26 protein-coding genes are annotated in these 26,204 nt (G+C 39.2%); 13 read left to right on the forward strand and 13 right to left on the reverse strand.

Annotation, left to right across the window (positions count from 1 at the left end; genetic code table 11):
• The first annotated feature begins 10 nt into the window (after positions 1–10).
• On the forward strand, positions 11–985 hold the full coding sequence (menC, locus tag PMAL9190_RS10140) for an o-succinylbenzoate synthase (RefSeq protein ID WP_087845092.1): 975 nt from the start codon (positions 11–13) through the stop codon (positions 983–985).
• Positions 973–2,397 carry an o-succinylbenzoate--CoA ligase gene (gene menE, locus PMAL9190_RS10145; RefSeq protein ID WP_087845093.1) on the forward strand — a complete coding sequence of 475 codons (1,425 nt, stop codon included), beginning with the start codon at positions 973–975 and terminating at the stop codon, positions 2,395–2,397. Before menC ends, menE begins: the two co-directional genes overlap by 13 nt.
• 73 nt (positions 2,398–2,470) lie before the next feature.
• Here the strand turns inward: menE and PMAL9190_RS10150 are convergent, their stop codons facing one another.
• The 3 genes from PMAL9190_RS10150 to PMAL9190_RS10160 all read right to left on the reverse strand — a co-directional run bounded on the left by PMAL9190_RS10150 (position 2,471) and on the right by PMAL9190_RS10160 (position 5,541).
• Positions 2,471–4,345, reverse strand: coding sequence for an MFS transporter (locus PMAL9190_RS10150; RefSeq protein ID WP_087845094.1), 1,875 nt, complete (start codon positions 4,343–4,345; stop codon positions 2,471–2,473).
• Positions 4,346–4,363: 18 nt separating this feature from the next.
• Positions 4,364–4,960, reverse strand: coding sequence for a TetR/AcrR family transcriptional regulator (locus PMAL9190_RS10155; protein WP_065168115.1), 597 nt, complete (start codon positions 4,958–4,960; stop codon positions 4,364–4,366).
• 176 nt (positions 4,961–5,136) lie between these two features.
• Entirely contained in the window at positions 5,137–5,541 is a 405-nt protein-coding gene (locus PMAL9190_RS10160) for an NINE protein (RefSeq protein ID WP_087845095.1), read from the reverse strand.
• Positions 5,542–5,947: 406 nt separating this feature from the next.
• Here PMAL9190_RS10160 and PMAL9190_RS10165 point away from each other — a divergent pair, with 406 nt between their 5' ends.
• Positions 5,948–6,826, forward strand: coding sequence for a Tim44 domain-containing protein (locus PMAL9190_RS10165; protein WP_159458387.1), 879 nt, complete (start codon positions 5,948–5,950; stop codon positions 6,824–6,826).
• 283 nt (positions 6,827–7,109) lie between these two features.
• Positions 7,110–7,355, forward strand: coding sequence for a TIGR02647 family protein (locus tag PMAL9190_RS10170; RefSeq protein WP_060997287.1), 246 nt, complete (start codon positions 7,110–7,112; stop codon positions 7,353–7,355).
• 33 nt (positions 7,356–7,388) lie between these two features.
• Here PMAL9190_RS10170 and PMAL9190_RS10175 read toward each other — a convergent pair whose 3' ends face one another.
• Positions 7,389–7,637, reverse strand: a complete 249-nt coding sequence (locus PMAL9190_RS10175; protein WP_087845096.1) for a YkgJ family cysteine cluster protein — start codon at positions 7,635–7,637, stop codon at positions 7,389–7,391.
• Between the two features lie 293 nt (positions 7,638–7,930).
• On the opposite strand from PMAL9190_RS10175, the gene PMAL9190_RS10180 reads away from it, so the two are divergent.
• The 3 genes from PMAL9190_RS10180 (at position 7,931) to PMAL9190_RS10190 (ending at position 9,458) form a co-directional block, all read left to right on the forward strand.
• Positions 7,931–8,374, forward strand: a complete 444-nt coding sequence (locus PMAL9190_RS10180) for a YcgN family cysteine cluster protein (RefSeq protein WP_087845097.1) — start codon at positions 7,931–7,933, stop codon at positions 8,372–8,374.
• Positions 8,375–8,607: 233 nt separating this feature from the next.
• A complete protein-coding gene (locus PMAL9190_RS10185; protein ID WP_087845098.1) occupies positions 8,608–8,964 on the forward strand; it encodes a type II toxin-antitoxin system HigB family toxin in 357 nt (118 codons plus the stop codon).
• Positions 8,965–8,990: 26 nt separating this feature from the next.
• Positions 8,991–9,458: a helix-turn-helix domain-containing protein gene (locus tag PMAL9190_RS10190; protein WP_087845099.1), complete on the forward strand. Its 468-nt coding sequence runs from the start codon at positions 8,991–8,993 to the stop codon at positions 9,456–9,458.
• A 250-nt stretch (positions 9,459–9,708) separates the two neighbouring features.
• On the opposite strand, the gene PMAL9190_RS10195 is transcribed toward PMAL9190_RS10190, so the two are convergent.
• The 4 genes from PMAL9190_RS10195 to PMAL9190_RS10210 all read right to left on the reverse strand — a co-directional run bounded on the left by PMAL9190_RS10195 (position 9,709) and on the right by PMAL9190_RS10210 (position 13,628).
• Positions 9,709–10,692, reverse strand: a complete 984-nt coding sequence (locus PMAL9190_RS10195) for an MBL fold metallo-hydrolase (protein WP_087845100.1) — start codon at positions 10,690–10,692, stop codon at positions 9,709–9,711.
• Positions 10,693–10,899: 207 nt separating this feature from the next.
• Entirely contained in the window at positions 10,900–11,766 is an 867-nt protein-coding gene (ypfJ, locus tag PMAL9190_RS10200; protein ID WP_087845101.1) for a KPN_02809 family neutral zinc metallopeptidase, read from the reverse strand.
• Between the two features lie 161 nt (positions 11,767–11,927).
• A complete protein-coding gene (dusC, locus tag PMAL9190_RS10205) occupies positions 11,928–12,872 on the reverse strand; it encodes a tRNA dihydrouridine(16) synthase DusC (protein ID WP_087845102.1) in 945 nt (314 codons plus the stop codon).
• Between the two features lie 78 nt (positions 12,873–12,950).
• Positions 12,951–13,628, reverse strand: coding sequence for an NAD(P)H-binding protein (locus PMAL9190_RS10210; protein ID WP_087845103.1), 678 nt, complete (start codon positions 13,626–13,628; stop codon positions 12,951–12,953).
• A gap of 178 nt (positions 13,629–13,806) precedes the next feature.
• Here PMAL9190_RS10210 and PMAL9190_RS10215 point away from each other — a divergent pair, with 178 nt between their 5' ends.
• A complete protein-coding gene (locus tag PMAL9190_RS10215; RefSeq protein ID WP_087845104.1) occupies positions 13,807–14,460 on the forward strand; it encodes a YecA/YgfB family protein in 654 nt (217 codons plus the stop codon).
• Positions 14,460–14,873: a (deoxy)nucleoside triphosphate pyrophosphohydrolase gene (locus tag PMAL9190_RS10220; protein ID WP_087845105.1), complete on the forward strand. Its 414-nt coding sequence runs from the start codon at positions 14,460–14,462 to the stop codon at positions 14,871–14,873. Before PMAL9190_RS10215 ends, PMAL9190_RS10220 begins: the two co-directional genes overlap by 1 nt.
• A gap of 91 nt (positions 14,874–14,964) precedes the next feature.
• Here the strand turns inward: PMAL9190_RS10220 and dsbB are convergent, their stop codons facing one another.
• Positions 14,965–15,477: a disulfide bond formation protein DsbB gene (dsbB, locus tag PMAL9190_RS10225; protein ID WP_087845106.1), complete on the reverse strand. Its 513-nt coding sequence runs from the start codon at positions 15,475–15,477 to the stop codon at positions 14,965–14,967.
• Between the two features lie 125 nt (positions 15,478–15,602).
• Positions 15,603–17,192: a Na(+)/H(+) antiporter NhaB gene (nhaB, locus tag PMAL9190_RS10230; RefSeq protein WP_087845107.1), complete on the reverse strand. Its 1,590-nt coding sequence runs from the start codon at positions 17,190–17,192 to the stop codon at positions 15,603–15,605.
• Positions 17,193–17,708: 516 nt separating this feature from the next.
• Between nhaB and fadR the strand changes: the two genes are divergently transcribed.
• The 4 genes from fadR to PMAL9190_RS10250 all read left to right on the forward strand — a co-directional run bounded on the left by fadR (position 17,709) and on the right by PMAL9190_RS10250 (position 20,894).
• Entirely contained in the window at positions 17,709–18,560 is an 852-nt protein-coding gene (gene fadR / locus PMAL9190_RS10235; protein ID WP_065168125.1) for a fatty acid metabolism transcriptional regulator FadR, read from the forward strand.
• A 133-nt stretch (positions 18,561–18,693) separates the two neighbouring features.
• Positions 18,694–19,554, forward strand: coding sequence for a winged helix-turn-helix domain-containing protein (locus PMAL9190_RS10240; protein WP_087845108.1), 861 nt, complete (start codon positions 18,694–18,696; stop codon positions 19,552–19,554).
• Entirely contained in the window at positions 19,548–20,033 is a 486-nt protein-coding gene (locus PMAL9190_RS10245) for a hypothetical protein (RefSeq protein ID WP_087845109.1), read from the forward strand. Before PMAL9190_RS10240 ends, PMAL9190_RS10245 begins: the two co-directional genes overlap by 7 nt.
• Positions 20,034–20,279: 246 nt before the next feature.
• Complete coding sequence (locus PMAL9190_RS10250) at positions 20,280–20,894, forward strand: outer membrane beta-barrel protein (RefSeq protein WP_087845110.1); 615 nt, start codon at positions 20,280–20,282, stop codon at positions 20,892–20,894.
• A 65-nt stretch (positions 20,895–20,959) separates the two neighbouring features.
• Here PMAL9190_RS10250 and PMAL9190_RS10255 read toward each other — a convergent pair whose 3' ends face one another.
• The 3 genes from PMAL9190_RS10255 to PMAL9190_RS10265 form a co-directional block, all read right to left on the reverse strand.
• Positions 20,960–22,489, reverse strand: a complete 1,530-nt coding sequence (locus PMAL9190_RS10255; protein WP_087845111.1) for a SpoVR family protein — start codon at positions 22,487–22,489, stop codon at positions 20,960–20,962.
• 106 nt (positions 22,490–22,595) lie between these two features.
• Positions 22,596–23,867 (reverse strand): YeaH/YhbH family protein, encoded by a 1,272-nt coding sequence (locus PMAL9190_RS10260; RefSeq protein ID WP_087845112.1) that lies wholly within the window; start codon positions 23,865–23,867, stop codon positions 22,596–22,598.
• 25 nt (positions 23,868–23,892) lie between these two features.
• Positions 23,893–25,827 (reverse strand): PrkA family serine protein kinase, encoded by a 1,935-nt coding sequence (locus tag PMAL9190_RS10265; RefSeq protein ID WP_087845113.1) that lies wholly within the window; start codon positions 25,825–25,827, stop codon positions 23,893–23,895.
• Positions 25,828–26,204 lie beyond the last annotated feature (377 nt).

Raw genomic sequence — 26,204 nt, forward strand, 5'->3', positions numbered from 1 at the left:
AGGAAATGTAATGCGTAGTGCGAAGTTATTTCAATACCAACTTCCAATGGATTCTGGGGTTATCTTACGTGATCAACGTTTGATTACGCGTGAAGGTTGGGTAATTGAATTATGCCAAGATCAACAACGGGCTTACGGTGAGATTGCACCATTACCGGAATTTAGTCTTGAGACAGCAGCTGAAGCGGGTGAGCAAGCACAACAAATACTCTCACAATGGGTTGCAGGTGAAGAGCTTGATCTTGATGCGGCTTTTCCATCGGTTGCGTTTGGTATCAGTTGCGCAATTGCAGAGTTAGCGGCAGAGCTGCCAGAGGCTGGAAATTATTTGGCTGCGCCATTATGCTCCGGCGATCCCGATGATTTAGTGGTGCGCTTAAATCAGATGCCAGGTGATAAAGTCGCGAAGATAAAAGTCGGCATGTACGAAGCGGTACGTGATGGCATTGTGGCAAATATGTTGCTTGAAGCGATTCCAGATATGCAATTACGTCTTGATGCTAATCGCCAATGGACACCATTAAAAGCGCAGCAATTTGCCAAATATGTGAAACCGGAACACCGTAGCGGGATTGCCTTTTTAGAAGAGCCTTGTCGTTTACCGAGTGACAGTTTAGCGTTTGCACAACAAACCGGTATTAACATTGCTTGGGATGAAACCGTTCGTGATGCGGGATTTGAAGTAAAAGCAGAGCCCGGTGTTGCTGCGATTATCATAAAACCAACCTTAATTGGTTCACTTGCACGCTGTATCACATTGATTGAGCAAGCACATGCAGCAGGACTTACCGCTGTAATTAGTTCCAGTATTGAATCAAGTTTAGGTTTAAATCAGCTCGCACGGTTAGCACAATGGCAAACACCAAATGTGATTCCAGGATTAGACACCATGCAATTATTCCAAGTGCAATTAATCCAGTCATGGCCAGATTGTGAATTACCAGTGATCCCTTTATCTGAATTAGACATGGTATGGCACAAATAAAACCAGCATTTCAAATGTGGCCTTGGCAATATTGGGCCGAGCACCGACCAACAGAGGTTGCGATAGCATTAGGTGATACTAACGCTGGTGCTGTGACGTGGAATTGGATTGAAGTTACCGCCAATATTGAAAAGTATGCCCAGCGGCTTGTTGCTCAAGGGGTAAAACGCGATCAATTGGTTGCTGTGGTTGCTCCCAATAGTATTGAGGTTTTATGGCTGTTATTAGCGATTATTCGCGTTGGCGCACGGTATGTCGGTCTTAATCCTAAATTGCCTCTTAACGCATTAACTGAGCAACTAACCGCACTTAATAATGATTATATTTGGTGTGATAATAGTGATCTCGCCGCAGATCTTGCGGGTAAAACGCTTTCGTTAATACCTGAGGTTACTTCTGAGCGTTTGATCCCTGTGATGTGGCAAGAACATCGCCCGGTGAGTTTAACTTTAACCTCAGGCTCGACAGGTTTGCCTAAAGCGGTAGTACATAATGCGCAATCACACTTAGCCAGTGCGCGTGGACTATTAAAGCAAATGACATTTACCGCTGATGATAGCTGGTTATTGTCATTACCTTTGTTCCATATTTCTGGGCTAGCCATTGTGTGGCGGTGGTTATACCGTGGTGCAAGCATTGTTGTGGTTGCGCCAGAGTTACAGCAGCAAGCGTTACAATGGGTAAGTCACGCCTCATTGGTACCGACACAATTGCAGCGCTTTTTGGACTCTGACTATGCACAGCAGCACCAGTTGCAACAAGTACTATTAGGTGGTGCTACCATTCCCGTGAGTTTAACCACTGCGGCTCAGCAAGTGGGTATTGAATGTTGGAGTGGCTATGGCATGACAGAAATGGCATCAACCATTACTGCCAAACGTGCCAATAGCAGTGCAGGTGTCGGTACGGTGTTACCAGATCGAGAGTTGATTTTACGAGACGGTGAAATTTGCGTACGTGGTAACGTGCTATGTTTAGGCTATTACCGCAATAACACCATTTTTTCGTTATTAGGTTGTGATGATGACGATGATTGGTTTGCCACCAAAGATCTCGGTGAGTGGCATGATGACGAGCTATTTATTCGTGGGCGGGTTGATAATATGTTTATTTCTGGTGGTGAGAATGTGCAGCCAGAAGATATTGAACAGGTATTATTACAACACCCTGCGGTGAATCAAGTGATTGTGTTACCGATGACCGATCAGGATTTTGGTGCTCGACCGGTGGCAATACTGACGACATCAGAACCATTAGATAACTATTTAATGGATCAGTTAGCAAGTTATATGTCACAGCAGGTAGCACCCTATAAGCGTCCGATTCGCTACATTGCTTTACCTGAAAAGTTTACTCAAAATGTAAAAATTTCACGAACAGATTTAGCGCAGTGGTTAGCCATCCAAGAGTAGATTAATCACAAAAGTTAACTTAAAGGCGAAGCATCATAGCTTCGCCTTTTTTATTGTGATTACATACCAAACACTAGCGTTTATCACCACGTAATGCGATAACTTGTTGGCGTAATAATTGGCTATCGGTTGCTTGTGATGGTACACATTCGCCAGCAACGATAGTGACTTTTGACCAACAACGCTTTGGCCATTTTAGTAGCGCATGTCCGCCTTCACGACTAAAGTAACTGCCCCATAAACCTTGTAAAGCAACAGGGATCACTTGCACTGTAGAGCGTTTAATAATTAAATCAATACCGCGCATAAAAGGGGCAATTTCACCATCTTGGGTTAAGTGACCTTCGGGGAATACACATACAATATCGCCATTTTCTAAATAGGTGGCAACTTGAGCAAAAGCCGTACGTACTGATTTACGATCATTGGCATCAACAGGTATTGCTTTGCAGGCACGACAGAAAGTATTGACTATCGGCAGGTTATAAATGTCTTTATCCATCAAAAAACGAATCGGGCGAGGACATGCACCTGCTAATAATAGCGCATCCATATAACTGACATGGTTACAGACTAATAATGTGCCACCTTGTTGTGGCAGGTTATTAAGGTTCTGGTGATGGACGCGATACATGGTATGAGTAACAACCCATACTACAAAACGCCAGAAAAAATCTGGAGCTTGAAAATAGATATACAGCAATACAAGACTATTTAACCCTGCCAGTAATAAGAAAAACTGTGGAATAGACAGTTGCAATAAAGATAAGCACACAATCGCGGCTATCGCGCTGATAACCATAAACACGGCATTCCAGATATTATTAGCTGCAATTATTTGAGCTCGCTGATCTTCTTTGGCACGTTGCTGCATTAAGGTATATAACGGCACAATAAAAATACCGCCCGCAACACCGAGTAATAATAACGAGATAAAAACAGGCCATAATGATGGCTGACTAATAAAGGCGATGATGCCATCAGTAGCAGGGATCACGCTGGGTGTCATTGCGTATAGGCCAAACCCAAATAAACTGATCCCAAAACAACCGATAGGCACAATACCGGGATCAACTCGATGTTGTGAAAGGCGATCACATAACATTGATCCTACGGCAATACCAATCGAAAACAAGGTTAATAAAAAAGATACCGACGATGCTTGGCCACCTAAACTGGTGCGAGCAAAGTTAGGGAATTGGGTCAGATAGCATGCACCTAAAAACCAAAACCAACTAATGCCAATAATACATTGGAAAATGATTTTATCTTGTTGAGCGATTTTCATGGTATGGCGCGTTTGTTGCCATGGACGCCATTGAAACTTTACATGCTGCTGGCTCGGTGGCGCAGCAGGGATTGCAAGTGAGGTTAGATAACCTAAAAGAGCAAAAATAATGACACTAATTGCGGCAATATAGCGACCATTGTCACTGTTAGCGATAACGCCTGCGATAATAGTACCTAATAAAATAGCCAGGAATGTACCAGTTTCAACTAGCGCATTACCTGACACTAACTCATTTTTTTTGAGGTGTTGTGGTAAAAGAGCATATTTTGCAGGGCCAAAGAAAGCGGATTGTGTTCCCATTAAAAACAATAAGAACAGTAAAGTTAGGTAACTTTGGTAAATAAACGCCACGGCAGCACAGCACATGATAATGACTTCCGCCAATTTAACGATGCGCATGATTTTGGCTTTATCATAAATATCAGCAAGAATACCTGCAGAGGCTGAAAACAGAAAAAAGGGCAGAATAAATAATCCCGCCGCTAAATTGATCAATAAATCAGCGCTAAGTGGTAGCGTGTGTGCCGAGGCATAGGCAATGAAAATAAGTAGAATATTTTTATAAACATTGTCGTTAAATGCCCCTAAGGCCTGAGTAAGAAAGTAAGGTAAAAACCGGCGTTTAGTTAGCAGGTTTGATTGTGGCTTAGGGGACATTACATGATTCTCGTTAAATTATTTGTGCCATGAGTTTAAATAAGTATCTAATAAATTATTGATCAATGCTTTACCATCAACAGGGCTTGAGGTGAACAATTTATCATCAACGGTTAATAGCGTAATACCATGCACACCCGCCCAAATAACACGGCTGGCTTCAAGTACTTGCTTATCACTCATATCACTATTAATTTGGCCGATCAGTGCTTCTAGCATGCCTGTCATATTATCAATACGATCAGTTTGCCACTCAGGAAGATCTTCACCGTTCATTGTATGTTGGAAAATTAACTGCCAACGATAAGGGTGTGCTGTAGCAAAATCAAGGTAGCAAAAAGCAAGATTACGTAGGGCTTGCTGTGAAGATGTTGCATCACGAACACACAATTCAGCTTGCTGGAATAATTCATCAAGTGTTTGAGCAACGGCATGAAGGAGTAATAAGTTATAGTTACCAAACACATTAACTAATGTACTCGGTACATAGCCAATCATAGCCGCGACTTTGCGTAAACTAAGTTCATGATGTGGATGCTCATCAAGAAAATTTTTCACTTGCTCAAGGGTCATGTTTACCAATTCTTCGCGGGTGTGGTCATTTCTTCTTGCCATGGAATTATACTCTTTAAATATGTTTGCAATTGTTATAATTAGCTTAGCGATAAGCGGTTTTTTTAATTGTTTTTATTATTATCATCCCTGAATCGTTATGCATAATATAAGCAAGATTGGCATAACGAAAACATTGTGGCATTGATATCTGCCACAATATAAATTTCAATTAAATATTAAGCATTTCGTTGTTTGGTGTTCTCTAATGAGACTTGATCATTGAGTGTCCAGAAGTCAATTAGGATACCGATGAGAAAGAAACCAAAGGTACATAAGTAAAGGATACCGGTGATCCATTTCCCCATATACATACGATGAACACCAAATACACCAAGGAAGGTGAGTAATAGCCATGCAATATTGTAATCGATTTCACCGCTAGCAAAGCGCAAATCAGACTCTCGGTTCATTGACGGAATCAAAAATAAGTCGATTAGCCAGCCAATGCCCAGTAATCCTAATGTTAAAAACCAAATTGTACCGGTTACAGGTTTACCGTAATAAAAGCGGTGTGCGCCGGTAAAGCCAAAAATCCACAAAAGATAACCCACAAATTTACTGTGTGTATTGTTGTCTTGCATAGATGTCTCCATTGCGAAAATGATAATAATCAAAGAAAACGCGGTCTTTTAACGAATATTTTGCACTTTCACTGACGTTATAAAAAACAGTATATAATAATAAACGATTACAGCGGAGAATATATGGAGGGATATTGTAATTTTCACCTTTTAGGTTGTATTAGTTGAATTTATTGCACATAAGTATGCATATTAAATGTATTTATGTTTAATTATATAGCGCTTCACAACTGTTAATGTCTATATTGCTAGTTTTATATGTATGATTTTTAGTATTTTAAAGTGGCATGTTTGACAATAGCAACAATGTTAAACGTTAGTAACAATTTTGATGGGTGATTAAATTGACATTCTGTAGCGAATAGCTACGATGCTTAGAGTTAATGACGAAGGTATATCTATTATCATGAAACGCTTTTTTACCGTATTTGCTCTTATTGTGGCAGTGTCATTTACTGCACCACATGCAGAAGCAAAAAAATTCGGTGGTGGTAAGTCATTTGGTAAAAGCTTTAAAACCGCTCCGGTTCGTAAGCAGCAACCACAACAGACTGATACTATCCGTAAACAAAATCCAACTGCTGCATCATCAGCGAAAAAAGGCCTAATGGGTGGTTTGTTAGGTGGCCTTCTTGCTGGTGGTTTGTTAGCTGCTTTCTTTGGTGGTGCATTTGATGGTATCCAATTTATGGATATTCTGATCATTGGTATCATTGCCTTTGTATTGTTTAAGCTATTTAAAGCAATGCGTGCCAATAAAGGTACACCAATGGGACACCGTGAGTCGTATGCGGGTAATTCCCCTCGTCAGTCTCAACAGCAGCAACAGCGTCAGCAGCAACAGTTCCGTCAAGGTGCAGCACAACAACCACAATCATCTGGTTTTGAATCAACCGATAGTGAAGTGCCGTTTAACTTGCCGCCAAACTTTAATATGAATGCATTTTTAAATGGTTCTCGTGATCATTATCGTGTTATTCAAGGTGCGTGGAATCACAACGAATTAGAAAAAATTCGTGAATATGTGTCACCAGCACTGATGGCTGATTTAACCGCAGAACGTGCTAAATTATCTGGGGAGCAGCATACAGAAGTAATGTATGTTGATGCTGAACTTGTTCGTGCAGATTATGACGCTAATATGGCGCAACTAAGCATTAAGTTTAGCGGTCGTTACAAAGATAGTGTTGAAGGCATAGAAGAAGATATTAATGATGTATGGCACTTAGAGCGTGATTTACGCAAGCCTAATGCGCCATGGTTAATTGTTGGTATTCAAGCATAATTGCGATTAATCGCAGAAAAAAAGCCGCTAATAGTAAAAGTTTTCATAGTATATGAGCTCTTTTCTAAGCGGTTTTTTTATATTTCTCAATATCTTAGGTTGTTTTTTATACAGTTATGAAATTGAATGACTTATAGATATTCGATTTTTTGACCTAAGTCTCATATTGATAGAGAAAGATCTTCAGATATTGATCTCTGCACCTAGTTTTCTTACCAACAAACGCTAATATTAATAATAGATTATTTATCCCACTTGGGATTTTCCATATATAGAGGTGACTATGCCGTACACTCCCGATATCGTTGATGAAATGAATCTACTGGTAAAATTCCCTATGCATAGCAATATGGAAGGCATTAAGGTTCATAGCGATGCTAGTCCTGCTGTTATCTCTGCAGCACAACGTTTGTATGCGAAAGGGTTAGTGACTGAAGAGGATGGAGGATATTTGACATATTCTGGCCATCAAGTTGTAGAAAATGCAAAAACAGCATTGCGTATTCTGACTGGCGTAACCAAAGAATAGCACTTCGCTTCAATGAATAAACCGTAATAATGATTACGTTATTTGTTCAAGTTCAGTAATAATTGTTAGGGCTTGCTCGTTGGTATTACCGCAAATATCAGAGCAAGCTTTAAAATTATGGCACACCGGTGGGCGTTCAGGTTTACCAAATAATTTGCACAGATTATTTTCATTAAGCTGAATACAACGAACACCTGCGGGTTTACCTTTTGGCATACCTGGAATCGATGACGATATACTTGGTGCAATACAACACGCGCCACACCCTAGACGACATTCCATTATATTTCTCTCTTTCTGCTTTGCAAATCGGTTGCGCAAATTACCATTGTTATTCTTAAAAGCCAAATAACTTATTGCTTTTATCGATGCTGACGATGTGACCATCTTAGCGCTATTTTTACTATTAAATGATAATAACTATTATTCTTGTCGTTATTAACGATTAATAGGTATTTTTAATTTGCAGTTTACCGTATAGATCGCTATAAAAACCGACTGCTATATTTATTAATAAGCTCATTCATTATTGTGGCGTATTGAGCGACACAAATAACAATACTGGTGTAAGTATCATGACCCATTTTTGGCAACAGAAAGACTTAACGACAATGACAGATCAAGAGTGGGAATCACTGTGTGATGGCTGTGGTAAATGTTGTCTGCATAAGTTAATTGATGATGATACTGATGATATCTATTACACCAATGTCGCCTGTAGTCTGCTTGATAACCAAACATGCTCATGCAAAGATTACATGAATCGATTTGAGTCTGGTGAAGAGTGCCTGAAGCTAACTCGTGAGCGTATCGATGAGTTTGTATGGTTACCTGAAACGTGTGCTTATCGTTTGTTGGCAGAAGGTAAGCCGTTACCTGAGTGGCATCCACTGATCACCGGCTCTAAAGCTGCGATGCACAAAGCGGGTGAATCTGTACGAAATAAAATAGTGTATGAGATTGACGTGATCGATTGGGAGGACCACATCTTAAACCATCCCAATAGAATAGAGGGTTAGCCGCTTGTAATCAGGGTTCTTTGTCTGTTTGAGACTGGCTGAAACCATATATAAACGAGTAATGCCGCCATTGTGCCGCTATTTTTGTGGCGACAATGGCGGCATTTTTTGATTGCAACAACGAAAACCCACATAAATAACTTTTCAAGTTGAAAATAAACCATATCGCATATTGCTATATATCGCACTTTGCGATAATTTGGTCTAAAATTCATAGCAAAGGGTTAATATGCGTGCGGATCATCACTACAACTCGAATTAAACAGGCAATGTTGATGTACCCACAGTGGCGGGTTGGGTTGACTCTCTGGCAACAGACATTTAATCGAACAGGCTTAAAGTTTGAATCTTTTGCTCAAATTAAAGAACTTTGGCGCACACAAAGTGGTTGGAATGTTGATCGTGTTCCTGCGCGTAAAGTTGGTGAAACGGCTTCTAGCGGTGATAATTACGACCTTTATATTTTTGACGTTCATAAGAACGACTGTCGCATTTTGGCTCGTATTGATAGTACCCGCAGCAAGATTTTTATTCGTGAGATTTTATCTCACGCAGACTATGACAAATGGATTAAAAGTCATATTAAGTAATCACCTCCGTATATTTGGGAGCAGTTATGATTAAACACCATGAAAATGTTGGATTGAACACCGCAAATCTAAGCGGCATGTTTGAGGCAATGTCAGATGTCCTAAGCGACTACGCACAGAATGCCCTAACTTTATTTAACTATTCAACGAAACCAATTGAAACCGAAGCGGAAGTGTTAGAACGTGCTGAATTAATGGACGAGCTAATGGATATGGCGACCTCTGAAACTGATGTTTGCATGGTTTATGCTCATGCAATTTCAGACCGCATCGAAGAATTTGAAGCTAACCATTTAATTATGCCTAAAGTTCCTGCTGCTGAGATGCTAAAGGGCTTGATGGATATTAAGGAGCTTAAACAATCTGATTTAAAACATATCGCGCCTCAAAGCGTGATCAGCGAGATTCTGAATGGCAAAAGAGCTATTAACTTAGCTCAAGCAAAAGGCTTCGGTGAGTATTTCAATTTACCTTTTGAAACGTTCATAGATTAATAACTGCCGTTCTATCACTAATAAAACCGCCGAGCATGGCGGTTTTATTGTATTTGGTCTTTTGACTCTCGCTACTATCTCAATATTCTCGGTTAGCTGTCGGCTAACAAAAATTATAAATAGTATATTACATGTTTATTACTAGTGTTTGATTATATATAAAATCATGTTTTATATGGATTTATTTAAAGTTTTTGGTGGCCAATAAATACTGACCACAGTTTTAGAGGGTAAGTTATACCGTACGTTGTTATAAGCTAAAGCGTTCGCCTTGCGCGGGGAAATGGAAGCTTACTCCAAGGCTGTTACCGTCATTAAGTTGCTGTTTAATAATTGCTTGAGGATTTATGTCTTTCAGCAAGCTATATTTTATATGGGTGATCACAATCGGTAGTCCAGCTAAACTGCCTTTGCCACCAGCCTTATATTCAAGTACTGCTAACTCTTCTAATAATAATTTAGGGGTTAAATGACCATATAAAGAACGCTCAGGCACTTTATTAGTGAAAGAGGTTTCAATCATTATCCCTTTTAATTGTTTATTCTTAATATAAGGGGCTAACGTTGACCATAAACTATTGAGGTGGTCGCTTTGCTCAACGCTATCAGCACCAGTGTCGCCAAGATAGACCATGATTTGCTGTTGGTTATTTTTAATAACAAATGCTGACGATTCAATACCAGCATGACTTAACGGTAAGGCTTTAACTTGTAAAGAGGTGTCTTTAATCGGTAGCCATGTTTGTGCTGATAAATCACGGTATTGGTATTTGCCTAATTGATAGCCTTGGCCTTTATTACCAAAATTTGGCCATGCCTGCCAATTGAAGTAAGTGTTAGCAATGGTTTCATTGACTGACGGTAAACCATAAATATATTTATGACTATCATCGGGGGAAGCTATGATCATTCCTGCAAGGTGATCAAGGTGCGCATGGCTAATTAGATAGCCTTTAATTTTTTCACGTAGGACATAACCGACATTGGTATATGGCGAGTTTTTGGGGATCTCAATATCTTTAAAGGCTTGTTTTTCTTCTGCGACAATAAGGCCATTGACTACTGTTCCGGCATCAAGGGTGATGTAATTTGTATCACGGCTGTCTTTGAGCAGAAAAGCAGTTAAATTACCATCTTGAATACCGCCCTTACTCCCTAAAGTTACAACCTCAAATCCAGCCTGCGCGTAAGCCGAAAACGAGCACAGTAAGACCAACAAACTTTTTTTGAACATTCTATTTTCCCTATAGAAATAAAACTACCTGCGTTCATATATAAGTAACCATACTTAGACTATGACGTTATATGGAATAGTGGTGGAGAGAAAACCTATAATTGTAAATAAATGTGATTATCTAAAATATGCTGATCACAGCGGCTTATCAATAAGATGTAAGCCGCTATTTGAAGTCCCGATCAACAGTAAGCAATCAAGGGGGAATTAAGGCTGACTAAAAGTGTTACAAGCACGAGGATCGCCGCTTTTAAATCCTTTTTGAAACCAGGCAATACGCTGTTTTGAACTGCCATGGGTAAACGCATCCGGTTGTACCGCTTGTCCTGCCATTTTTTGTAATCGGTCGTCACCAACGGCACTCGCTGCATTAAGGCCTTCTTCAAGATCTCCCTCATCAAGCATGCCTTGTTGGTTAACATAATGACCCCAAACGCCGGCATAGCAATCAGCTTGAAGCTCTAATTTCACACTGAGCTGATTGGCGGTGCGTTTATCACTACGTCGCTGCAGTTGGGATACTTTATCACTGGTGCCGAGCAGTTTTTGTACATGGTGACCCACTTCATGTGCAATCACATATGCAAATGCAAAATCACCAGGTGCGCCGAGTTTTTTTAACTCATCGATAAAGCCAAGATCAAGATAGATTTTTTGATCAGCAGGACAATAAAAAGGGCCTGACTGTGCTGAGCCTGTACCACAACCTGTATGGGTAATATTGTTATACAACACCAATGTCGGTGGTTGGTATTTGCCTGCCAGCTGTTTATTCCAAATACTTTCTGTTGAGCCAAGAATAGCTGCTACAAACTGCTTGTTTTGATCATTTAACTGTACTGGCGCTGTTTTAGATGACGATGATTGTTGAATACCCAAAGAGTTACCGCCACCAGTGATATATTGGTAAGCAAAGAATAGAGCGCCAATGACTAATATAACTCGTCCGCCTTTGCTGCGCATGAGTAATGGGATTAAGCGTAATAATCCCGCACTGGATGTGGTGGCTTGACGCGGGCTGTCGCCACGTCGATCTTCAATATTTGAACTTTGGCGGGAGTTCTTCCAGCGCATTATTAATCCTTTTTTTATAGATGGATGTTTTAAAGAATGGCTCAAAAATTAGCTCAGTGAAGTTTTTTTTGTTACTGGCGTTGTCATTGAGTGTTGGCGTAAGGTGTCTATTTCCCCCCTCGATACAAGAATGAATGCAAGAGGGGAAAATAAGTGCGCGATTACAATTGTTGTTGAGCTTGCTGTAATCGTTCAATAATTGGTGCTGCTTTATTTAGGCAACGAATGTCGGTGAATAATAGCTTAGCCTGTGGGTATTGGTGGCGCAGGTAAGCGAACCATTGCTTAACTCGATTTGGATAATATAAGCCTTTATCACCTTTTATCTCAAATTGAGAATAAGTTAATAGCAGAGCTAATACTTGCTCCCATGTCATTGGTGCTTGATTATGTTTCACCACATTGCCTAAGTTAGGTAAGTTCAATGCACCACGACAAACCATTAAAGCATCGGTATTAGTCGCAGCTAAGCAAGCTTGACCATCGGCATGGCTCCATACCTCACCATTGGCAATAATGGGTAATGTGACGTGTTGACGAAGTTGACGAATATAATCCCATTTGATGGTGTCTGCTTTATAGCCATCATCTTTAGTGCGCGCATGGACGACCATTTCATCAGCGCCAGCTTGAGCAATCGCATCGGCAATCTCAAAGCATTGCTGTGGATCATCCCAACCTAAACGTACCTTTGCGGTCACAGGCTTCGTTGGGTTTACTGCTGCGCGGGTCGCTTTAACGATTTGATAGATGAGCTCGGGCTCTTTCAGTAATACCGCACCGCCACGGCTTTTATTAACCGCTTTGGCTGGACAACCAAAGTTTATATCGACACCCGCTGAACCGAGATTACAAGCGCGATGAGCATTCTCAGCCATCCACTGAGGGTTTTGACCAAGTAATTGCACTCGCACCGGTGTGCCAGAGCGTGTTTTACCACCTTGGTGTAATTCAGGACATAAACGATAGAAAACACTATTAGGTAAGAGGCTATCAATAATACGTACAAATTCAGTGACACAGAGGTCATAGTCATTAATTTCGGTTAGCATCTCGCGCATTAGGTGATCTAATACGCCTTCCATCGGGCCTAAAATAACTCGCATTGGGGTGGTTGCTCTACTCAGTAAATTTGCTAAGGGGCAAGAGTCTAGTGCGAGTTAGGTTATTTGTCATCTTTGTTTTTATATTGACCGTAAATGATGGCCTGAAATAATTGTTGTAGCCTGTAAGTGGTGCTTATCGCACGCAATGGCCATCTTTACCATGCTGGTAGCCACATCTTCTGCAGGAATTGGCGTGAAGTGTTTGAGTGGGCCTAGCATTATTGGGTGAATGGTTTCAAAAATACGTTGAATGGCGAGTTCATCTTTACGTGGCGTATTGCGTTCACCTTTAAGCGGGCCTGGGCGCACAAAAACACAATGTTCAAACCCTAGTGCTGTTAGCGCTTGCTCCATTCTGCCTTTGCAACGTAAATAATGCGACGGTGAATGCTTACATGCCCCTAAGCTTGAAACGATGATGAGGTGTCTAACTCCAAGATTTTTCATGGTAATTGCCACACTTTTGACTAAATCAACATCTATCGCTTCAAGAGCTTGATTAGTCCCTGCCTTTTTTTTAGTTGTGCCTAAACAGATAAAACCATATTCAGGTACTGGTTGATCATCTTCCCAAGCAATAATACGTAATTGACTGTCTATAATTTGATGTAATTTCTTACTATGAAAAGGAAGTGACTGACGGGTCAATGCGTAAATGTGATTAAAACGGGGGTGATCGAGTAGTTGATGTAATAGCTCTGTACCGACTAAGCCACTGGCTCCAGCTATAATCGCGTTCAGTGAATGGGGTGACATACGTGTATCCATCATAATAAGTCGAAGACTATAAATAGCGTATTTTTATCTAATTTGCTTTTAAGTGCATCAAATTTCAATCATTGAAGGTAATTTATGGTGCAGTAATCGCTGTTGTCACGCATATTCGACGTATAATATCCCTAAAATGAATCAAAAGAATTAACTAGGACAGTCCATGAACACATTAATGACCTTACCTGCTCAATGGCAAGGTATGTCGGCCGCTTTTATTGAAGGTGCTTTATTTGCCGCAAATGCTAACCCAAAGCCAATGGAGCCAGAAGTATGGCTATCTGCATTAATTAACGGTGGTGGCGATGATGCAGCAACGGTAACGGTTGATGATGCCGATAAAGTGGTGATTCTGAATCATTTTGAAATGCAATATCGATTCGTTAAGGCGGGTGAATATCAACTGCCAGCGAGTTTGATTTGGCAACAAGATGGTACTAATCAGGTTGCATTACGTGAGTTTGCCCAAGGCTTTTTAGCTGTATGGACATTCATTGAGCCTAATTGGCAGCAGCAAACAGTGTCTGATGGCACTATGCGAATGTTATCTGCATTATTGACCACATTAATGTTGCTGGTGGACGAAGCACAAACGTTAGCACAAATGGAACAAGCGGGTGTTACGGGGATGCCAGCACCAAGCGAGTTGTATGCTCAATTACCTTTAATGCTAACAGAGGTTATGATGGCGGCTGATCAGTTGCAGATTGGCGCTGGCGCACAAGCAATCAATCCGTTTAAAGGTATTGGGCGTAATGATCCATGCCCATGTGAAAGTGGTAAAAAGTTTAAACAATGCTGTGGTAAAACGCTGTAATGCCTGAGCATAAACCGCATCTAGTTGTTGTTGCTGGTGTGATCGAAAAAGACGGTTATTACTTTATTGCGCAGCGGTTAGAAAATGCCAGTCAAGGCGGCTTGTGGGAATTTCCTGGCGGTAAAGTTGAGGTAGGTGAAACACCTGCGCAGGCGCTAGAACGTGAACTGTATGAAGAGTTAGCGATTAGCACAACAACCGGTGTCTGGCTTGCTGATAGCGTATTTGATTATGGCGATAAAGTGATTGAACTGAAAGGTTATTTAACCCAGTGGCAGCAGGGTGAGATTCAATTAAATAACCATCAGCAAATGGCATGGGTTGAATTGGCACAATTGGAACGTTACCGTTTTTGTGCTGCAGATTATCCTATTATTGCAGCGCTACATGATCATATTTGTGCTGGTGAGTGACGCCACGCCATCAACCACATGATATTGCCTAAAAGAGTGATCAAAAAAGCGAAGCTTAAAGCTTCGCTTTTTATTTCATTTGAATATTAACTTAGCGTTTGTGACCAAAAAACTGCGCAATAACCATTATTGCCCACACAATCAGATTGGCAGCAAAAATAATCACTAGCCATTGTGGCATTGACAGATCAAGGAAGGTCCAAACTACCTTGGCGCAATCGCCATAAGCTTCAAACATCCACGGTACCCAATGGTTCAATGGTGCCCATGATGGAAATTGAACAAACAAATCACAGGTTGCAAAGGGTGATGGATTAAACTGGTATCCTACATGCTCATAGGCTAGCTCTAAACCACGGAATGCGCCATAGCCCCAACCCGCTAAACCAATCCAACGTAATATACCATTGCGAGGTGCAAGCAGACCGATTAGCGCAGCAATGCCAATCCCCATCATAGCAACACGTTCATAAACACACATCACACAAGGTGCAAGGTTCATGACATGTTCAAAAAACAGTGCTGAACTTTCAAAGAAAATAATTGATAACAGCAGTAGTAACCAAGCTAAACGTGTTTTTGAAAAAGAATTAAGCACTTGCATTATCGGTACTCTAATGACTAACTGGATAAAACAAGACCCTGAATATCAGGGCCTTGAAAGTTATTGAGTGTTATTCAAGCATAGCTCTAAAGATAAGTAAATCAGCATTAACTGGTTATCGCTTTTTAATGACCGACAGCAGGAATAGCTGCAGCTGCATTGACTGTTGCTTGTGTTAACCAGCCCATGCTGTAGAACCAATCTGTCATTGGAACCAATAATAATTCAATACCGGCTAAGCCAACAAAGGTCAGCACAATCGTATAAGGCAGGGCCATATAAACCATGCGTCCATAAGAGAGACGGATCAAAGGCGCAAGTGCAGAGGTAAGTACAAATAAGAAGGCAGCTTGACCATTCGGTGTCGCTACTGACGGTAAGTTGGTACCCGTGTTGATAGCAACCGCTAACATATCAAATTGATTACGATTAATCACACCATTAACTAATGCTGATTTTACTTCGTTAATATAAACAGTACCGACAAACACATTATCGGAAACCATCGACAATAAGCCATTAGCAATATAGAACATGGTTAATTGTGCACTACCTTCAAGGGTTAATACCCAGCTGATAATCGGCGTAAATAACTGTTGATCAATGATCACAGCAACGACTGAGAAGAAGACAGCTAATAACGCAGTAAAAGGTAATGCTTCTTCAAATGCTTTACCTAAAGCATGCTCTTCTGTTATTCCAGTAAATGCGGTAGCAAAAATAATCACGGTTAGACCAATTAACCCCACTGCAGCTAAGTGCATTGCTAGGCCAACGATAAGCCATACTGCAATAATGCCTTGGACGATCAGTTTGGCATAATCAAGGTTAGTACGGCTTTTACGCTCTTCGTTATCAAGATCAACTAAAATCGCACGCACATTTTCAGGTAATTTGGCGCCATAACCACAGACTTTAAATTTCTCAACCAATACACAAGTACAGAGGCCACAAATGAACACTGGAATAGTGACAGGTGACATACGAATAATAAACTCACCGAATTGCCAGCCTGCTTGATCGGCAATGATTAAGTTTTGTGGTTCACCAACCATTGTCATCACGCCACCAAGTGCAGTACCTACACCAGCGTGCATTAATAGACTGCGTAAAAAGGCGCGATAGTTTTCAAGATCATTACGGCTGAGTTCTTGAACATGATCATCATCGGTATGATCGTGATTAGCATTAGGATCTTGTCCTGAAGCAACCTTGTGATAGATGCTATAGAAGCCAACAGTAACACTGATCACTACAGCGATAACTGTTAGTGCATCAAGAAAGGCTGATAGGAAGGCTGCCATAACACAAAAAGCCAGTGAAAGTAGGATCTTTGACTTAATGCTAATGAGTATTTTAGTAAAAATAAACAGTAGCAACTGCTTCATAAAATAGATGCCAGCAACCATAAATACCAGCAGTAATAATACTTCGATATTGGCGACAAGTTCGTGTTTGACTTGTTCTGCACTGGTCATACCGATAGCGACGGCTTCAATAGCCAGTAAGCCACCCGGTTGAAGAGGGTAACATTTAAGTGCCATTGCGAGAGTAAAGATAAACTCTACTACCAATAACCACCCAGCAACAAAAGGATCAACGAGAAAGAAAACCAATGGGTTAATGATAAGAAAAGAAATGATTGCAATCTTGTACCAGTCAGGTGCCTTACCTAAAAAGTTTTTTATAAAGGCATTCCCTAGCGATATGGCCATGTTTAAATCTCTTATTATTAGTGCAAATTTGAAGGTATGAAATGGTACGAAGGCTTGCTAGCACTAATCAACTGACAATTAATGGCATCATGCTAAAAATTTTCAGTAGTGATTAAGTTCTTTAAGATAAACACCATAGATAAAATGATGATACTTAACTTAAAGCAGGCAGCAGCGTCCATTTGCTCCCAGTGTGTTAATGATAACTCTACCGACTGAATTCTATTAGTCAACTGCAGACACATACATGTAAAATTATTATGACATTTTCATCACAAACTGAGGGCGATACCTAAGACATTAGCGTTACAATATACAGAATATTGCAGGTAAAATATTGCAAGCTGATAAAATAGTGCCATTAATTTGGCTGCAAATGGTGTAGATGGTTTATTTTTGTACATATCTATCTGCTTAGTGTCAGACTTATAGACTAGATTTCAGCAATTGAAGAACTAGTGGTATGATGAGTGTTAACAAATAACATAAGCAAGAAGCGAATTGGATTGAACTTAGATGGTTATTAAGGCAGATAGCCCAGCGACGTTTGCTGAGAAATACATTATTGAAAGTATCTGGAATAATCACTTTCCTCAGGGCTCTATTCTTCCTGCTGAGCGTGAACTTTCGGAATTGATTGGTGTAACTCGCACAACATTACGTGAAGTATTACAGCGTCTGGCACGAGATGGTTGGCTAACGATTCAGCATGGTAAACCGACCCGTGTTAATAATTACATGGATACTTCAGGTTTAAGCATACTTGATACGTTAATCACATTAGATGGACAGGATGTCCAACGAGTTTTAGCTGATTTATTGGCTGCTCGTACGGATATTAGTAGTGTTTTTATGCGCTATGCTGTCAAAGGTAATCCAGATAACTCTAGCGAATTAATTCAACATGTCATTGAATCATGTCAGCGATTATTAGCCGCTGAGAGTTTTGCTGAGTTTATTGAAAATAGTGATGATCGATTAGATTTACTGCAAGAAGTAAAAAAAATCGTTGATAAATACGGTAAGAATGATCCTCAGTTATGTGAGGAAATTTGTCGAGCACGCGCTTTTAACTACTATGATTACCGCCTATTCCAAGGCATGGCAGGTAAATCAGGTAACACGCTTTATGTGCTAACAATCAATGGACTTCGTAAAATTTATACTCGCGTTGGCGGCTATTACTTTATGAATCCAGAAGCTTGTCAATTAGCACTTAATTTTTATGGTGATTTACAAGCATATTGTGATAATCATCAACCAGAATTAGTTGCTGATCGTATTAAAAAATATGGCCGAGAAAGTGGTGCGATTTGGTATACCCATCGCGTTAAAATCTCTAAATATTTATACGAAGAAGAGCAATAAATATACATCGTGCAGATATCAATAAAAAAGAGAGCTTATTAGCTCTCTTTTTTTATAAACGGCATATCCTATTGGATAAAGATGTTAATATAACTGATAATTAGTTATACGTTATGTTAAAAGTAATATTACCATGATCAGCAGTGAAATATATCAAATTGGCCCTATTCGTTATGACCGTTCAACGCGAGTATTGACACATGAAAATGGCTATAGCGAGTATTTTACGCCAAGAGTGAGTGATGTCTTTGTATTATTATTAGAACATCAAGGACAATGTGTTGAGAAAGATTATTTATTATCTCAATGCTGGGGGGATGTTATTGTATCTGAACAGGCGTTAACCAATGTTATTTCTAAACTAAGAAAAATATTGCATAAAAACTGTCCTGATGTTTTCACTATTACGACTGTCAGTAAATCTGGATATTTGCTTGACGTTATTGAGAATATCGAAGATATACAAAAAGGAGGCAATAATAGCGCCGCTGATGCAATAGAATTTATTGATCAAGAACAAATGATTAATAGCAGTTCGACGGCTATATCTCTTGAACGTAAACTATCTAAGGTTATCTGGTTTACGAGTTATAAAACAACATTATTATTATTGTTTGTCTTGGGTTTAATGATAAGTTTTATTTTTTATAAGTATGGCGAAATTAAATCACGACCATATTTTGTTAATACATCAAGCTATTCTAAAACCGTCAATATAAACAGCAATAACACTTATATCCATACTATAAACAATAGTAGATTAGATGAGAGTGAAATTATTAAATCACTTAAAAAGGGACTTGCTCCAATTTGTAATTCTGAAGTTTATGTGAGGTTTTATAATAACACTAGAATAAAGAACCATGTTGGATTAGTTATCTTTATTATTACTCATGATGGAAGAGCGTTTAATTTTAGAATGTCTGAATATATTAAAAATGATCTTGGTGATAAATTAAATGACTATTTGTTAGGGAAAAATGTTGTATGTTGAAAGTAATAAATATTACGTTGTTGATAATAATCATTATGTTATTACTTGGATTTAGTGTTTTAAATTTTAAAAAAGACAGTCTCGTGACGACACGATGGTATTGTGATCAATCTAAAAATAGTTTTATATCTAAAGCTTATTCTGAATATAGTAATATTACAGAGTATATGATTTTCACCTTTAGCTCTGAAGATAGCTTTATGATTCATGAATATATAACAGTAGAAAAAAGTAAGGGTGTAATATCACCGGCAGAGGTATTTTACGAAGGTAAATATAATAAAAAAGATAATGAAATAACGTTAAATTTTGATCGAGTAAGATTAGTTAAACAAGTTCAGGACAGTAATATAAATAAGAGTTATCAAGATTATCAGGGCTATAGTATATCGTATGCTTATAAGAAGTTAGGCAACAAGATGTATTTCTACTCAATGAATAAAAATGATGTATTTGATATGGTTTGTTATAAAAATTAGCCTAGCTGTATTTTATAAATATATTGAACATAATCGATATTCTTATTTTTTACCGATTTAATCCAGATATTTTTTGATGTGTAAAATTATTTTTATTGTTTTTATTAACTTTATTTGAAATTTTTTGTTTTAATTTTTAATCACTTTGTGTTTTGTTTAGTGATGGTTTTGTTTTGGTTTGTTTTTCTTTGAAATGAATTTGTACTATTGCTGCTCTTTTTTATACCCAATTTGGATTTATATCTCATGAAAAAATTAGTCGTAGCAACAGTAATGTGTTCATTATTATCTTCATATGCAGTCGCTAGCGAAAATAATACAGCAGTAAATAAGTACAAAGGTTTTTATGTTGGTGGCGGTGTAGGTACAACAGATTTCCATGATAAAGTTTCATCAGAAATGTCTAAGGAACATGGCATTGGTATTTCAACTAAATCAGATGCTGCATATAAAGTAATTACGGGTTACCAATTTAACCGTATAGTTTCTATTGAAGCACAATATACTTCTTATGGTGATACTAAATATAATATCGTCTCTGAAGGCGAGAAAAGTAATTTTAAAGTTAAACAACAGTCATACAGTATTGCAGCGAATGTTGGTTATACGTTTGATAATGGTTTACGTCCTTTTGCAACTGCAGGTTTAGGTCAAATGTTTATTAAATCTGGAGGTTTTAAAAAGGATGGCGGCTTAGTTCGTTTAGGTGCTGGTGTAGAGTATCAAATTAAACAAATCCCAGGCTTAGGTATGCGTGTGGCTTATGAGGCTGACTTCTATACGCTTGAAGATAAAGCGAATCATAAAGATTATGATCAATCAGTTGGTAGCTGGTACGTTGGTACCACATATAAGTTCTAAGATATTAAATTTATCATAAAATAATAAAACCGCCTTGATATAATAAACAAGGCGGTTTTTATTAATTATATATCGGTATTATATTGAGTATTGGCAGGGCAGGTTGCAATTATTTTTCCACGTCCATCTGGTAATTCTTCTTCTAAAGTAACGTTAAAGCCCCATAACCGATGTAAATGTTTTATTACTTCAGTATGACTTTCCGCAAGCGGAATACGGTTATGGGGAATATAGCGTAATGTCAGTGAGCGATCACCGCGTAATGCGACATTCCAAATTTGTAAATTAGGCTCGTTATTACTGAGATTATACTGTGATGATAATTTCTCACGAATCATACGATAACCTTCTTCATTATGTATCGCACTGACTTCGACATAGTTATGACGATCATCATCGTTAACAGCAAACAGTTTAAAATCACGCATTACTTTAGGTGATAAAAACTGGCTGATAAAACTTTCATCTTTGAAGTTTTCCATCGCAAAATGTAGCGTCTCAAGCCAATCAGAGCCTGCGATATCTGGAAACCAATATTTGTCTTCTTCGGTTGGGTTTTCACAAATTCGACGTATATCTTGGAACATCGCAAAACCTAACGCATAGGGATTAATACCATTGTAGTAAGGGCTATTATATTCAGGTTGTGCTACCACGTTAGTATGGCTATGTAAAAACTCCATAATGAATCGATCGGTAACTAAACCTTCATCATAAAGGTGATTTAAAATAGTGTAATGCCAAAATGTAGCCCAGCCTTCGTTCATTACTTGGGTTTGTTTTTGTGGATAAAAATATTGACTAACTTTACGTACAATACGAACGAGCTCTCGTTGCCAAGGTTCAAGTAATGGCGCATGCTTTTCAAAGAAATAGAGAATATTCTCCTGAGGATCGGCAGGGAAGCGTTCTTCTTCAATAATTGTTTCTTTTGCTTGGTGTTGAGGTATTGTTCGCCATAGAGAGTTGACTTGAGATTGCAGGTAATCTTCTCGTGCTTTTTGGCGAGCAGTTTCTTCTACTAATGATATTTTTTGTGGGCGTTTGTAGCGATCAACCCCGTAATTCATCAGTGCATGACAAGAATCGAGGAGCTTCTCAACATCATTAACACCATATTTTTCCTCACATTCAGTGATATATTTACGAGCAAATAGTAGGTAATCAATAATTGAGCTGGCATCGGTCCAAGTTTTAAAAAGGTAATTACCTTTGAAGAAAGAATTATGTCCATAGCAGGCATGTGCCATTACTAACGCTTGCATGGTAATGGTATTTTCTTCCATCAAATAAGCGATACAAGGATCTGAATTAATCACTATTTCATAGGCTAATCCCATTTGACCGTGTTTATAGCCACGTTCTGTTTCAATAAAACGTTTACCAAATGACCAATGATGATAGTTGATTGGCATGCCAATACTGGAATAAGCATCCATCATCTGTTCGGCTGTGATAACTTCAATTTGATTTGGGTAAGTATCAAGACGATAGTGTGCAGCAACACGTTTAATTTCAACGTGATATTGTTCAAGCAAATCAAACGTCCAATCTGGTCCATCACTGAGTGGTTTTGTTGTTGTCGTTATTGCCATCACTCAATCTCCCCATGTTTATCCATTATTTAACTGATAAAGAGTGATAATCGGCACGGTGTTTATTGTGGTGCCGATTATATTCAGTTTGATGAAATGGTATGAATTAACTAACTTGTTTTTTAAATAATTCCCTAAACACTGGGAAAATATCATCGACAGTCTTTATATTCTGCATTGCAAAATTTTCGTGTCCGCTATGTAAAGCTTCATACTCTCGCCACAGTGTTTGATGTGCTCGACGCGTGATCTCAATATATGAGTAATAACGCGTTAGTGGCAGGATGTGTTTATCCAGTAACTCTCGACAGCCTGGCGAGTCATCTGCCCAGTTATCGCCATCAGATGCTTGTGCTGCATAGATGTTCCATTCTTCAGGGCGATAGCGTTGTTTAACGATGTCATGCATCATTTTTAATGCGCTTGACACAATAGTGCCGCCTGTTTCTTGAGAATAGAAAAACTCATGCTCATCGACTTCTTTGGCTTGAGTGTGGTGGCGAATAAATACCACTTCGACATTTTTGTAAGTACGGTTTAAAAATAGATACAGCAATATATAAAAACGCTTAGCGATATCTTTAGTTGCCTGATCCATCGAGCCAGAGACATCCATTAAGCAGAACATCACAGCTTGGCTTGATGGCTGCGGACGACGTTCATAGTTCTTATAACGTAAGTCAAAAGTATCTATAAACGGTGTACTATTGATTTTTTTCCGTAAAGCAGCAATTTCTTGCTTAATACGCTCTTCTTCAAAAGGTTGAGCGGGTTCAGTGGTAAACAGTAACTCAAGCGCTTGTTCAAGTTCACGTACTTTACGGCGCTTACCTGCTGTCATTGCTGTTCGTCGAGCGAGTGAGTTTTGCAATGATTTTACGATAGCAATATTAGATGGTACACCTTGTGATTTATAACCAGCGCGGAATGTTTTCCATTCGACCAACTGATTAATGGCATTTTTCTGTAAATTAGGTAGTTCTAAATCTTCAAATAATAAATCAAGATATTCATCTTTAGATATTTGAAAAACAAAATCATCTTGGCCATCACCATCAGGGCTTGCTTGACCTTCTCCAGCTCCGCCTTGACCGCCACCTCCTTGTGGACGCTCAATGCGATCACCGGTAATAAATTGGTCATTACCTGGGTGGACGACTTCACGTTGCCCACCTTTACCTTGATGAAATATTGGTTCACTAATGTCGCGAGAGGGGATGGTTATATCCTCACCACTATCGACATCAGTAATCGAGCGTTTATTTACCGCATCAGCAATAGACTCTTTTATTTGCTGTTTGTGGCGGCGTAAAAAACGTTGGCGATTGACGGTGCTCTTATTTTTACCGTTGAGCCTTCGATCAATAAAATGTGCCATAGTACCCCCCTTTGTTGTCAGTTGGCTACGACGACTTACGCACGCGTAAGTACCATTCAGACAATAAACGTACCTGCTTACGGGTGTAGCCTTTTTCCATCATACGAGCAACAAAGTCATCATGCTTTTTCTGTTCATCGGTTGATGTTTTGGCGTTAAAGGAAATAACCGGTAATAGCTCCTCTGTATTTGAGAACATTTTTTTCTCAATGACAGTGCGCAGTTTTTCATAACTGGTCCAGTTAGGGTTTTTACCGGCATTGTTAGCACGCGCACGAAGTACAAAATTAACGATTTCATTACGGAAATCTTTTGGATTACTAATGCCTGCAGGTTTTTCTATTTTCTCTAGTTCATTATTGAGTGCTGAACGATCAAACAGTTGGCCAGTATCTGGATCGCGGTATTCTTGATCTTGAATCCAGAAGTCAGCATAACTGACATAACGGTCAAAAATGTTCTGGCCATATTCGGAATAAGATTCAAGGTAGGCTGTTTGAATTTCCTTACCAATAAACTCAACATATTTAGGCGTTAAAAAGCCTTTGAGATGTTCAAGGTATTTTTCGGCAACATCTTGTGGGAATTGTTCACGTTCAATCTGTTGCTCAAGCACATAAAAAAGATGCACGGGGTTAGCCGCGACTTCGGCATGATCAAAGTTAAATACTCGAGATAGGATCTTAAAGGCAAAACGGGTTGAGAGACCATTCATGCCTTCATCGACACCAGCGTAATCGCGGTACTCTTGATAAGATTTTGCTTTTGGATCGGTGTCTTTGAGTGTTTCACCATCATAAACACGCATTTTTGAATAAACGCTAGAATTCTCTGGCTCTTTAAGGCGAGATAACACCGTGAAGCGAGCAAGAATTTCAAGCGTACTTGGTGAGCATGGGGCGGATGATAGCTCACTGTTTTGTAGTAGTTTTTCGTAAATTCGAATTTCTTCAGAAACTCGTAAACAGTAAGGTACTTTCACGATATAAACACGATCGAGGAAGGCTTCGTTAGTTTTATTATTACGGAATGTTTGCCACTCTGATTCGTTTGAGTGCGCCAAAATCATGCCATCAAAAGGCAATGCAGAGAGCCCTTCGGTACCGTTATAGTTGCCTTCTTGCGTCGCCGTTAATAATGGATGCAGCACCTTTAACGGCGCTTTAAACATCTCGACAAACTCCATCAAACCTTGGTTTGCTTTACATAGCGCACCAGAATAACTATAAGCATCTGGATCATCTTGAGAGAAGTGCTCAAGCTGACGAATATCCACTTTACCCACTAATGATGAAATATCTTGGTTGTTTTCATCGCCAGGCTCTGTTTTTGCAATACCCACTTGGTCAAGAATGGATGGGCGAACTTTTATCACTTTAAATTTCGTTATATCGCCACCAAACTCATGTAACCGTTTTGCCGCCCAGGGTGACATAATGGTATTTAAATAACGCTCAGGAATACCGTATTCATCTCTTAGCAATCCACCATCTTCGTGTTTATCAAATAAGCAAAAAGGATGATCGTTAACAGGACTGCGCTCGCCATTGGCCGTCAAAATGTAAATAGGCACTTTTTGCATTAAACTTTTTAGTTTTTCAGCAAGTGATGATTTACCGCCACCAACAGGACCGAGTAAGTACAAAATTTGCTTTCGTTCCTCAAGCCCTTGTGCTGCGTGCTTAAGATAAGAAACAATCTGTTCAATGGCTTCTTCCATGCCGTAGAAGTCTTTAAAGGTGTCGTAGCGTGATATAACGCGATTTGAAAACAAGCGACTAAGATGTGGATCTTGCGCTGTATCAATCATTTCTGGCTCGCCGATGGCCATTAGAAGACGCTCTGCTGCATTGACGTAAGAACTTCGATCGTCTTTACAGATATCAAGGAATTGTTGTAATGAAAGCTCTTCGTCCTTAGCTTCTTCGTAGCGCTGACGATAGTGGTCAAAAATACTCATAGTATGCCCCCTGAATCGTTCTTATATTTAAGAGTAACTAATGAAAAACATGATGTTTTTGCATTGCTTACTTATTTAAGCCTAGCCTGAACTCATCACTTTGTATTGTAGAGTTACTGGTTGGTAAATAATTATGTTTAGAAGAAAGGGAATTAAATTGCTGGTTAAGTAACCAATATCAACCACTATCCTTGAATTTTAGGGGGTTCGCAAGCAAAATTGTTGCAAGTTTTGGTTTTATGTGATTGTTTGTTTTGTTTTAATTGATGGTTATGTTATTAGGTTGTTAGTTCTTGGTTGGGTGTTTTTAATGGTGTTTATGACTATGTCGTATGCTTATATTGAATTAATAAATTAGTTTTACTGTCAGTTATAGT

This window comes from Photobacterium malacitanum, from assembly GCF_900185615.1.
Taxonomy (GTDB): domain Bacteria; phylum Pseudomonadota; class Gammaproteobacteria; order Enterobacterales; family Vibrionaceae; genus Photobacterium; species Photobacterium malacitanum.

Coding starts and splice junctions, on each gene's coding strand:
- dsbB (WP_087845106.1), bottom strand. CDS start 15,477: ATGCAAGTGCTTAATTCTTTTTCAAAAACACGTTTAGCTTGGTTACTA.
- PMAL9190_RS10165 (WP_159458387.1), top strand. CDS start 5,948: ATGAAACGCTTTTTTACCGTATTTGCTCTTATTGTGGCAGTGTCATTT.
- ypfJ (WP_087845101.1), bottom strand. CDS start 11,766: ATGCGCTGGAAGAACTCCCGCCAAAGTTCAAATATTGAAGATCGACGT.
- PMAL9190_RS10190 (WP_087845099.1), top strand. CDS start 8,991: ATGATTAAACACCATGAAAATGTTGGATTGAACACCGCAAATCTAAGC.
- PMAL9190_RS10215 (WP_087845104.1), top strand. CDS start 13,807: ATGAACACATTAATGACCTTACCTGCTCAATGGCAAGGTATGTCGGCC.
- PMAL9190_RS10195 (WP_087845100.1), bottom strand. CDS start 10,692: ATGTTCAAAAAAAGTTTGTTGGTCTTACTGTGCTCGTTTTCGGCTTAC.
- nhaB (WP_087845107.1), bottom strand. CDS start 17,192: ATGGCCATATCGCTAGGGAATGCCTTTATAAAAAACTTTTTAGGTAAG.
- PMAL9190_RS10180 (WP_087845097.1), top strand. CDS start 7,931: ATGACCCATTTTTGGCAACAGAAAGACTTAACGACAATGACAGATCAA.
- PMAL9190_RS10210 (WP_087845103.1), bottom strand. CDS start 13,628: ATGTCACCCCATTCACTGAACGCGATTATAGCTGGAGCCAGTGGCTTA.
- PMAL9190_RS10220 (WP_087845105.1), top strand. CDS start 14,460: ATGCCTGAGCATAAACCGCATCTAGTTGTTGTTGCTGGTGTGATCGAA.
- PMAL9190_RS10170 (WP_060997287.1), top strand. CDS start 7,110: ATGCCGTACACTCCCGATATCGTTGATGAAATGAATCTACTGGTAAAA.
- PMAL9190_RS10240 (WP_087845108.1), top strand. CDS start 18,694: ATGATCAGCAGTGAAATATATCAAATTGGCCCTATTCGTTATGACCGT.
- PMAL9190_RS10160 (WP_087845095.1), bottom strand. CDS start 5,541: ATGCAAGACAACAATACACACAGTAAATTTGTGGGTTATCTTTTGTGG.
- PMAL9190_RS10265 (WP_087845113.1), bottom strand. CDS start 25,827: ATGAGTATTTTTGACCACTATCGTCAGCGCTACGAAGAAGCTAAGGAC.
- PMAL9190_RS10245 (WP_087845109.1), top strand. CDS start 19,548: ATGTTGAAAGTAATAAATATTACGTTGTTGATAATAATCATTATGTTA.
- dusC (WP_087845102.1), bottom strand. CDS start 12,872: ATGCGAGTTATTTTAGGCCCGATGGAAGGCGTATTAGATCACCTAATG.
- menC (WP_087845092.1), top strand. CDS start 11: ATGCGTAGTGCGAAGTTATTTCAATACCAACTTCCAATGGATTCTGGG.
- PMAL9190_RS10250 (WP_087845110.1), top strand. CDS start 20,280: ATGAAAAAATTAGTCGTAGCAACAGTAATGTGTTCATTATTATCTTCA.
- PMAL9190_RS10175 (WP_087845096.1), bottom strand. CDS start 7,637: ATGGAATGTCGTCTAGGGTGTGGCGCGTGTTGTATTGCACCAAGTATA.
- PMAL9190_RS10255 (WP_087845111.1), bottom strand. CDS start 22,489: ATGGCAATAACGACAACAACAAAACCACTCAGTGATGGACCAGATTGG.
- PMAL9190_RS10150 (WP_087845094.1), bottom strand. CDS start 4,345: ATGTCCCCTAAGCCACAATCAAACCTGCTAACTAAACGCCGGTTTTTA.
- menE (WP_087845093.1), top strand. CDS start 973: ATGGCACAAATAAAACCAGCATTTCAAATGTGGCCTTGGCAATATTGG.
- fadR (WP_065168125.1), top strand. CDS start 17,709: ATGGTTATTAAGGCAGATAGCCCAGCGACGTTTGCTGAGAAATACATT.
- PMAL9190_RS10155 (WP_065168115.1), bottom strand. CDS start 4,960: ATGGCAAGAAGAAATGACCACACCCGCGAAGAATTGGTAAACATGACC.
- PMAL9190_RS10260 (WP_087845112.1), bottom strand. CDS start 23,867: ATGGCACATTTTATTGATCGAAGGCTCAACGGTAAAAATAAGAGCACC.